The organism is Binatus sp. (SeqCode) (genome assembly GCF_036522015.1).
Lineage (GTDB): Bacteria > Desulfobacterota > Binatia > Binatales > Binataceae > Binatus.
Window position 1 is genome coordinate 1 of the sequence record NZ_DATDGQ010000090.1, and the last position, 8,977, is coordinate 8,977.

The window sequence follows — 8,977 nt, forward strand, 5'->3', positions numbered from 1 at the left end:
TCAATCACTGTCGCGCCCGGGAATACATCGCCCCAAATCAGCAGCGGACCGGTATCCTTGGGATAGATTACCTGCGACGCGCGCGGCAGATGGGGGATCAGGTCGGCGTAGGTCGGGCGCAACACCAGGAACGCCTCGCCCGTCGAGAACTTGACTCGAGATCCTTCCTCGACCCCGAACAGCTCTTCGGCGCGCAACTCGCCGCGGATGAGCAGCTTCTTGCCCGCCCGCAGCATCTTCATGTATCGGCGCCCCTTGCGATCGATAAAAATTACGGCGTCGTTTTCTTTGAGGCGCGAATCCAAGATGAATCAACGGTTGCACGCATTGGGTGCGCGGGCAACACAGGGGATTTAATGCGGAACCCACCGTGGGTTCCGCACCTCCTTGGGCAGGGGTGACCCCTGCACCCGGTGAAAAGTACTAATCGCAAAATGGCGAGGACGCCATTTTGCTCTCAGGTTATTTTTCCTGTGTCATTCTTTTTTTGTGTCATCCCGAGCGTAGCCGAGGGACCCCGGATCTTCTCGATGCCCGCCGACGCACCCCCAACCACGCGCCTACCGCGACGACTGTCAGAAATGGCCGATGCGAATAGCCGGTTCGTGTCGCCGCCTATTGACTATCCAACCCTGCGACCTTACCTTTGAGAATGCACCCGGCCAGATGGTAGCATCCAGTGGCCGGGTCGTTTTTCGTCAAAGTTAATCCAACTCGAGAGCGATTCACGTCATGGCAGAGAAAAAGGCAAAGACCGCTGAGAAAAATGCGGGCCTCCAGCAGAAACACATCTGTCCCAGTTGCGGCGCCGAAAGCAAGGTGACCAAGTTCGCCGGCTTCGGCCGCAAGGGCTTCTATCTCGTCTGCGAAAAGGCCTGCGGCTTCGTCGGGCGCACGCGCTAGGCGCGGCAGGGGGCACACGAGATGGGTAGAGCGCGCAAGAGCAAGACCTCCAAGCGCGACAAGTACGCTTCGTTCGGCGACATGGCGGAAGAGTCGGACGAAGATGCGGACCTTCCCAAGGACGAAGCCGGCCGGCGAAAGATCAAGCGCCAGTACGGTGAGCTGCTCGGCATCCGGATCGAGAAGCTGCGCGGAAGAATCCTCAATCGCGAACGAATCAACAAGACAATCGAGGGCATCTACTTCATCTGCGCGTCATGCATGAAAGTATGCCACTCGCTCGACGACGGCTTCACCGAAGACCCCGCCAATCAGAACAATCTGTGCGGCGCATGCACCAAAGCCCAGGCTGCGGCCACCAATGCTGCCGCGGCGGCGAAGGAAAGCGGCGGCGGCGCGTCGCGCCGTTCAACCCGATCTCCACGCAAACGCGCCGCCGCGAGCTAATCGTACTTGTGCGCGCGACAACGAAAAGATAAACAGGGCCGATGTCTTTACAGCTGATTCGTCCGGACATCAATCTCGATTTCGTCGGGAAGCGCTATTTCTTCGTCGCACTCTCGACCGCGATCAACCTGCTCGCGATCGTGCTGCTGTTCACCAAGGGTCTCAACTACGGCGTCGATTTCGTCGGCGGCAGCGTCGCGCAAATCGAATTCACACAGAAGACCAATGGCGACGCGATTCAAAAGGCGCTCGCGCCGCTCGACCTTGGCGAGATTACGGTGCAGGACTTCGGCAAGGCGGGGCAGTCATTCCTGGCCCGCTTCGAAACCGTCAAAAATATCGGCAGCATCGGACCCAAGCTCGAGACTGCGCTCGACAAAAGCTACGGCCCCGGCATCGCCAAGGTCGTGCGCGTCGAGAGCGTCGGCGCTAAGGTCGGCAGCGATTTGCGCCGCAAGGGCTTCGCCGCCGTCATCATCGCGACCATCTTCATGGGCGTGTACATCGCAATCCAGTTCCGCCACGTGAGCTGGAGTTTCGGCGCGGGCGCCGTGATCGCATTGATTCACGACGTGCTGGTCGTGATGTGCGCGCTGGTGATCTCGCAGTACCAATTCGATCTGACCACGCTGGCCGCTGTGTTGACCGTCATCGGCTACTCGGTGCACGACACCATCATCGTCTCGGACCGTATCCGCGAAGACTCGACCAAGCGCCGGCGCGAGCCGATCGCGTCTATTATGAATCGCGCGATCAACGAGACTCTCTCGCGCACAATCCTGACGTCGGGCACCGCCATCGTAGTGTTGCTCTCGCTGCTCGCCTTCGGTGGCCCGATCCTGCGCCCGTCGGCCTTCACGCTGCTGATCGGTTTCATCACCGGAACGTATTCGTCGATCTACATTGCGGGTCCAGTGGTGTTGTTCTGGGAGAGCGGCACCGGCCGCGCGCAGAAGGGCGCTGGCTCCTCCCGCGCCGCCTGATCTTCGTTGAACACCGCCCGCGGTATCTACTCAATCGCGAGCGCACGGCCGCTTGAGCGTTCGGATGACGCTGTCGTACTTACGCTCAGCCTCGAGCGCGCCGACGGGATCGAGAAGGTCGCGCTAAGATTGCGCATCGCGACAAGTTTGATCGCGTCTGCCGACTCCCCTGAAAAACTGATTGAGCGAATCGCTCCGTGGCTGGAACGCGAATTCGAGCAAACGCGCGAAGCGGCGCTGAAATCAATCCGCACCGAGCGCAAGCTGCTGGAAATTTCCTTCGACGCCGCAAATCGCGGCCCATTCGCGTAGCGGAGCGGCGGCCGCTGAAGCGTCCGTCGAGATTCTTCGCTGCAGCAGCTCAGAATGACACCTGGGGTTGCTTGCCATTTTTGTGCCATTCTGAGCGGAAGTTGCTGTAGCGAAGAATCTCACGCGCGCAAGCGCGTTTCACACATGCATCGCAGATCAAGGCCGTGTCCAGATGAGTTTTCTGAGCTCGGCTGATTCGCGCTATACGATCATCCGCCGGAGGAACCTCACGATGCCCATCCAAATTCGCCGCGCCACTGAATCCGACATCCCCGAACTCTCGCGCCTCGTCGCCGCGCTCGCTGCGTGGGAACAGTCGCTCGACCCGCGCGTGCAATTCGATTGGGACGGGATTCGCGATGCGCCCAACTGGCTGAGGCTCGTGCTCAATCGCGGCCATCACGCGGTCTGGGTCGCGGACACCGGCATCGACGCGCGGCTAGTCGGCCATCTGTGGATTCGCCTCAAGCATCAAGCCGACGGTGCGCTTCCTCAATCGATTGGCTACATCAGCCAGGCTTTTATGGACGAGGCTTTCCGAGGACGCGGGCTAATGAAGCCGATGCTCGCGGAGGCCTACGAATGGTTCCGCGACGCGGGTATTACGGTCGTCACGCTAAGCGTCCTGCATCGAAACTGGGTGGGCGCGACCGCGTGGCATCGGTTGGGCTTCAGCGACTGGCGCGAGGAGCGCCGCATGGACCTGAAACCCCGCCCGAAATAGCTCGCTCGCCGCCATTCTTGACCGCTCGGTAAGGCCACTATTGTCCTTGACACACGGGCGCAATCTGCCTTACTAGACTGAATGGGTCCAGTATTCCCGATTGCCGGATTCCGTTTGACTGTTGGCGAGGAAGCCTTATACTATACCTAGCAGGTCCACTATTACGACTGCCTGAATAGAACACTGAGAAAGAGATGCTGAAGAAGCCTGTTTACATGGACAATCATGCGACCACGCGCGTCGATTCGCGTGTGCTCGATGCGATGCTGCCGTATTTCACCGAGAAGTTCGGCAACGCCGCCAGCCGCAACCATAGCTTTGGATGGGAAGCGGAAGAGGCCGTCAGTCGCTCACGCGACCAGATTGCGGCGCTGATTGGGGCCAAGTCCAAGGAAATCATTTTCACCAGCGGCGCGACTGAATCCGACAACCTGGCAATCAAGGGCGTCGTCGATTTTTACAAAGATAAGGGCAACCACATCATCAGTTGCGTCACCGAGCATAAGGCCGTGCTCGACAGTTGCCGCGCACTCGAGCGCGCGGGCAAAGCCACGGTCACGTACCTGCCGGTGGACAAGTACGGGATGGTCGACCCGGACGCGGTGCGCCGCGCAATCACCGACAAGACCGTGCTCATCACGATCATGTGGGCCAACAACGAAATCGGCACGCTTCATCCGATCGCGGAGATCGGAAAGATCGCGAAGGAAAAAGGAATCGTCTTTCACACCGACGCGGTGCAGGCAATTGGCAAAGTACCGGTTGATTTCGAAAAGGCGGGTGTCGATCTCGCGTCGATCACCGCGCACAAAATTTACGGGCCGAAAGGAATCGGCGCGCTGTATGTTCGATCGAAGGGACCGCGCGTGCGGATCGCTCCGCAGATGGACGGCGGCGGCCATGAGCGCGGGATGCGCTCCGGCACGCTCAACGTTCCGGGAATCGTCGGGCTTGGTGCGGCTTGCGAAATCGCGGGCAAGGAAATGCCGGACGAGGCGCAGCGCCTGATCCAGTTGCGCAGTCAGCTACAGGCTGGACTGTTCGAGCGCCTCGACGAGATTTATGTCAACGGTCATCCGACCGAGCGGCTGCCGGGCAACTTGAACGTGAGCTTCGCGTATGTCGAAGGCGAGTCGCTGCTGATGGGCATCAACGATATCGCGGTCAGCTCCGGTTCCGCGTGCACGTCGGCCACGCTCGAGCCTTCGTACGTGATTCGCGCACTCGGCATCGACGACGAACTCGCGCACAGCTCGATTCGTTTTGGCCTGGGTCGCTTTAACACCTTGGAAGAAGTCGATTACGTGACGGAGAGGGTCAACAAGGAAGTGAAGCGGCTGCGCGAGATGTCGCCGCTGTACGAGATGGCGAAAGAGGGAATCGATCTCAAGTCGGTCAATTGGAAGTCGTAACGCGCGCCGTCAAGGAAAAGCGAACCAAGCGTAGCCTCAGGACCCTAAAAAAGGAAAGAATCATGGCTTATTCAGATAAAGTTATCGAGCACTACAACAATCCGCGCAATGTCGGCAGCTTCGCCAAGGACGAGAAGGGCGTCGGCACCGGCGTCGTCGGCGCGCCGGAATGCGGCGACGTGATGAAGCTGCAGCTCAAGATCAGCGACAACGGCGTGATTGAAGACGCGCGCTTCAAGACTTTCGGATGCGGCAGTGCGATCGCAAGTTCGAGCTACGTGACCGAACTGGTCAAGGGCAAGCATATCGACGAGGCGATGACGATCAAGAACACCGTCATCGTGAAGGAACTGAACTTGCCGCCGGTCAAGATTCACTGCTCGGTGCTGGCCGAAGACGCGATCAAGGCTGCCATCACCGACTGGCGCAAGCGCAAGGGCGACGATGTCGCGGCGGAAGAGCCTGCGAAATCGAAGGAGGCCTAACCGCTCGTGGCTGTGATTTCACTTTCCGAGGGCGCTGCCCAGAAGATCAAGCAGCTGGTCGCCGACAAGGGCGAAGGCGCAGGGCTGCGCGTTAAGGTCGTCGGCGGCGGATGCTCGGGCTTGCAATACCGGATGGAAATCGACGCCGCCAAGGAGCGCGACAAGGTTTTCGAGCGCGACGGCGCGCGTCTGATTGTCGATAAGAAAAGTTTTCTCTATCTCAACGGATCCGAGCTCGACTACGGCGAAGAACTGATGTCGTCGGGCTTCAAGGTCGTCAATCCAAATGCCAAGCGCAGTTGCGGATGTGGTGAGTCGTTCGTCGTATGAACGCGTGGACGTGGGGACTGCAGTCTCAAGATGATCGAATGCCTTTCATGTGGGCGGCGGCAGGAGCCGTCGCTGCTTTGCGCTGAATGCGGGACCCCGCTCGCGGCGCCGCTCGATTGTTTCAGTGCGCTCGGGATGCCGCGCAAGCTGACGATCGATCTCGACGCGCTCGAGCGCCGCTATCACGAATTGAGCCGCAAGATTCATCCCGACCGGTTCGCCTCGAAGGGTCCCACGGTCCGCGACGCGAGTCTGCGCGCGACCGCGACGCTCACTCGCAGCTACCGCACGCTGCGTGACCCGGTCGCGCGCGGTCTTTACTGGCTCGAACTCAACGGTGAGAAGCTCGCTGAGAACAACAAACGCGTTCCGCCCGAGCTCGCCGAGCTGGTTTTCGACGTGCAGGAGCAACTCGCCGAGATGCAGCTGTCGGCGGATCCCGAAGCGGCGCTCGAACGCGCGACCGAAATCGCCGCCCGGCGCATCGAGCTTCAATTCAAAATGGATGAAAGGCTGGCCGAGCTGGATCGAACTTTCTGGAAGTGGGATCAGCCTGCGGATGTAAAGGCGCTGACCCTGGAACTGAAAATGATTCTGTCGAACATCGCCTACCTGCGCACTCTCATACGCGATGTCGATCGTGCGCTCGAGAACTCAAAGGCAGCCTGACCTGAAAAAAGAATGGCACGAATTTTTGGCATAGACCTCGGCACCACCAACAGCCTGATTGCCGCCATAAAAAATGGCGAGCCGCGCGTCATCCCTGTCGGCGAGGACGGCGGCGCGCTGCTGCCGAGCGTCGTTGCGATCGCTCCCGATGGCTCTGTGAGCGTCGGAGAACGCGCAATCGAAATGGAACCGCATCTGACCGTCGAGCGCGACGGGCGCGTGAGCGCGGTCGGTTTTGCCGGCGGCGAATACGGCGCCGTAGTTCGATCCGTCAAGCGTTACATGGGACTCGGCGGCGACGAGATCGCGCCCGAAGATCGCGCGCGCTACACGTTCGCCGACCTGAGCGGGCCGGTCGTGCGCTTTCAAATCGGCCAGCGCATCTTCACGCCCTCGCAAATCTCCGCCGAAATTCTGCGCGCGCTCAAGAGCGGCGCCGAACGCGCGCTCGGCATCGACGAGAAAATCGAGCGCGTCGTAATCACCGTCCCGGCCTACTTCAACGACGGTCAGCGCCAGGCCACCAAGGACGCCGGCCGTCTCGCCGGCCTCGAAGTCGTGCGGTTGGTTAACGAACCGACCGCTGCGTCGCTGGCCTACGGCCTCAACAAGATGGCCACCGGCAACGTCGCCGTGTTCGACTTCGGCGGCGGCACTTTCGACATCTCGATTCTCAGCATCAAGGAAGGAATCTTCGAGGTGCTGGCGACCAACGGCGATACTCATCTCGGCGGCGACGATATCGACCGCGCGCTCGTCGATTGGATTCTCGCCGAACTTCCCGACGCGCTGAAACTCGATCGCCATGTCTGGAACAGCGCGCGGATGGCCGCCGAGGACGCCAAGAAACGCCTCAGCGACGTCGCCGAGACGGACGTCGTAGTGGAACTCCCCGGCCATTCGATTCGCAAGCACCTGACGCGCGACGCTCTCGAGGATATTGCCGCTCCCTTCATCGCGCGCACTTTAAAACGATGCGAACTGGCCGTCGCCGACGCCAAGCTGACACCCGCCGACATCGACGCCGTGGTCCTGGTCGGCGGCTCGACGCGGATGCCAATTGTCCGCCGCCGCGTCGCCGAGATGTTCCATAGAGAACCCCTGTGCTCGATAGATCCCGACCAGGTCGTCGCTCTGGGAGCCGCCGTTCAGGCTTCTGTGCTAATGGGCACGCAGGGCGACATGCTCCTGCTCGACGTGGTTCCGCTGTCGCTCGGTATCGAAACGATGGGCGGAGTCATGGAGCGTCTCATACATCGCAATACCACTATCCCGACCAGCGTAGCCGAAGGCTTCACTATCGCTGTGGATAATCAAACGCATGTTGATATCCATGTTTTGCAAGGAGAACGGGAACTTGCTAAGGATTGCCGTAGCTTGGCGCGCTTCAAGTTGGGCCCGATCCAAGCGCAGCCGGCTGGTGTCCCGCGCATCGAGGTCACTTTCCTCATCGATGCAAACGGGATACTAAATGTCAATGCGCGCGATGAGCGCACGGGCCACGAGCACTCGGTCGACGTCAAGCCGAGCTACGGGCTGACGGACGATGAAATCGAGCGAATGCTCGAAGAGGCTATCGATCTTGGGGAGCAGGATCTCGAAGAGCGTCTGCTGATATCGGCGCGCAACGACGCCGAACAGATCCTCGGCGCACTTCGAAAGCAGCTCGGCGAATTCGCGCGGCTCGTTCCTGCCGACGAGCGCGCGCGCATGGATGAGGTGGTGGAGCGGCTGGAGGCGGCCCGAAAGGGAACCGATCGAGAACTAATCGGAAAACTCGTCGAAGAACTGAACGAAGTAACCACTCCGTTCGCGGAGCGGATAATGGACGCGGCAATCAAACTGGCGCTCGAGAAGAAATCAGTCGAGGAACTTTCCTAGCACCGCGACTGCAACGGAAGTCAGAGCAGGGACGTATATTTGACGATGGGACTCAAGTGGGATCAGGCCGAAGAGCTGGCGGAAGTGCTCGCGGAAAATCATCCGGGGCTGAATCCGCTCGACGCGCGGTTTACTGACCTGCGTCAATGGGTTATCGACCTCGACGAATTCGACGACAGTCGCGAAGGTTCAACCGAAGGAAAATTGGAAGCCATCCAGATGGCGTGGCACGAAATATATAAGGAACAGAACGAAGACGACTCTGAATAGGCGTAGAGGTGGCTACGTCCAAAACTACGGGGAGGTGGGGCGGTGGAAGAAGCACGCAGTACGACACTGAAGACGGATAACGGAGAGAAGATGCAGGAAAAGGAAACACTGGACGAGAGGTTGCCGGGGCTGTTCGAGCCCGACACGCTTTTGCCCATTCAATACTTCGAGGCGATGCGCAAGAAGCATCTGCTCGAGGGCGAAAAGCGGCTCATCCTGAGCGTGCTCGAGGACGCGATCGAATGCTTCATGAAGTGCATCGATGCGTCCACCAGCAAAGGCCAGCGATTGTTCCGCGATGCCGACGAATGGATCGCGCATGAGGACAAGCGCTGGGTCTTTTCGTTCGACAACGTCTGCGACATGCTCGACATCAATCCCGAGTACATGCGGATGGGGCTGCGCAAGTGGAAAGACAAGCGGCTCGACGCGATCGCGCGGCGACGCGCGGCGCAGGTGCTGGAGGCGGAGCGCGCGGCGGCCGATGGTACGCTGCAGCCTGGGGAAGCCGTCGCAGCGACATCAGCGCCGGCAGTTGCGGCCGCGAGCGCGGCCGCAATC

At 60.1% G+C, this 8,977-nt stretch carries 12 protein-coding genes and 1 pseudogene; 12 read left to right on the forward strand and 1 reads right to left on the reverse strand.

Annotation, left to right across the window (positions count from 1 at the left end; genetic code table 11):
* Nucleotides 1-305: pseudogene (locus tag VIW95_RS03710) on the reverse strand (SAM-dependent methyltransferase); the annotation flags it as partial.
* A gap of 427 nt (nucleotides 306-732) precedes the next feature.
* Here VIW95_RS03710 and VIW95_RS03715 point away from each other — a divergent pair.
* From VIW95_RS03715 to VIW95_RS03770, 12 genes are all read left to right on the forward strand, one after another.
* On the forward strand, nucleotides 733-903 hold the full coding sequence (locus tag VIW95_RS03715; protein ID WP_331584068.1) for a hypothetical protein: 171 nt from the start codon (nucleotides 733-735) through the stop codon (nucleotides 901-903).
* A gap of 21 nt (nucleotides 904-924) precedes the next feature.
* The gene (locus VIW95_RS03720) at nucleotides 925-1,350 is read left to right on the forward strand and encodes a hypothetical protein (protein WP_331584069.1); all 426 of its coding nucleotides are present in this window, start codon (nucleotides 925-927) and stop codon (nucleotides 1,348-1,350) included.
* 41 nt (nucleotides 1,351-1,391) lie between these two features.
* Nucleotides 1,392-2,333: a protein translocase subunit SecF gene (gene secF / locus VIW95_RS03725; protein ID WP_331584070.1), complete on the forward strand. Its 942-nt coding sequence runs from the start codon at nucleotides 1,392-1,394 to the stop codon at nucleotides 2,331-2,333.
* 6 nt (nucleotides 2,334-2,339) lie between these two features.
* A complete protein-coding gene (locus VIW95_RS03730; RefSeq protein WP_331584071.1) occupies nucleotides 2,340-2,645 on the forward strand; it encodes a hypothetical protein in 306 nt (101 codons plus the stop codon).
* 232 nt (nucleotides 2,646-2,877) lie between these two features.
* Nucleotides 2,878-3,369: a GNAT family N-acetyltransferase gene (locus VIW95_RS03735; RefSeq protein ID WP_331584072.1), complete on the forward strand. Its 492-nt coding sequence runs from the start codon at nucleotides 2,878-2,880 to the stop codon at nucleotides 3,367-3,369.
* 194 nt (nucleotides 3,370-3,563) lie between these two features.
* Nucleotides 3,564-4,781 carry an IscS subfamily cysteine desulfurase gene (locus VIW95_RS03740; RefSeq protein ID WP_331584073.1) on the forward strand — a complete coding sequence of 406 codons (1,218 nt, stop codon included), beginning with the start codon at nucleotides 3,564-3,566 and terminating at the stop codon, nucleotides 4,779-4,781.
* Between the two features lie 62 nt (nucleotides 4,782-4,843).
* Nucleotides 4,844-5,266 carry a Fe-S cluster assembly scaffold IscU gene (gene iscU, locus VIW95_RS03745; RefSeq protein WP_331584074.1) on the forward strand — a complete coding sequence of 141 codons (423 nt, stop codon included), beginning with the start codon at nucleotides 4,844-4,846 and terminating at the stop codon, nucleotides 5,264-5,266.
* A 12-nt stretch (nucleotides 5,267-5,278) separates the two neighbouring features.
* On the forward strand, nucleotides 5,279-5,596 hold the full coding sequence (locus tag VIW95_RS03750; RefSeq protein WP_349259284.1) for an iron-sulfur cluster assembly accessory protein: 318 nt from the start codon (nucleotides 5,279-5,281) through the stop codon (nucleotides 5,594-5,596).
* A gap of 30 nt (nucleotides 5,597-5,626) precedes the next feature.
* On the forward strand, nucleotides 5,627-6,265 hold the full coding sequence (hscB, locus tag VIW95_RS03755) for a Fe-S protein assembly co-chaperone HscB (RefSeq protein WP_331584076.1): 639 nt from the start codon (nucleotides 5,627-5,629) through the stop codon (nucleotides 6,263-6,265).
* A gap of 12 nt (nucleotides 6,266-6,277) precedes the next feature.
* A complete protein-coding gene (hscA, locus tag VIW95_RS03760) occupies nucleotides 6,278-8,146 on the forward strand; it encodes a Fe-S protein assembly chaperone HscA (RefSeq protein ID WP_331584077.1) in 1,869 nt (622 codons plus the stop codon).
* A gap of 45 nt (nucleotides 8,147-8,191) precedes the next feature.
* A complete protein-coding gene (gene iscX, locus VIW95_RS03765; protein ID WP_331584078.1) occupies nucleotides 8,192-8,416 on the forward strand; it encodes a Fe-S cluster assembly protein IscX in 225 nt (74 codons plus the stop codon).
* A 42-nt stretch (nucleotides 8,417-8,458) separates the two neighbouring features.
* A partial coding sequence (locus VIW95_RS03770; protein ID WP_331584079.1) for a hypothetical protein occupies nucleotides 8,459-8,977 on the forward strand: 519 nt, incomplete at its 3' end.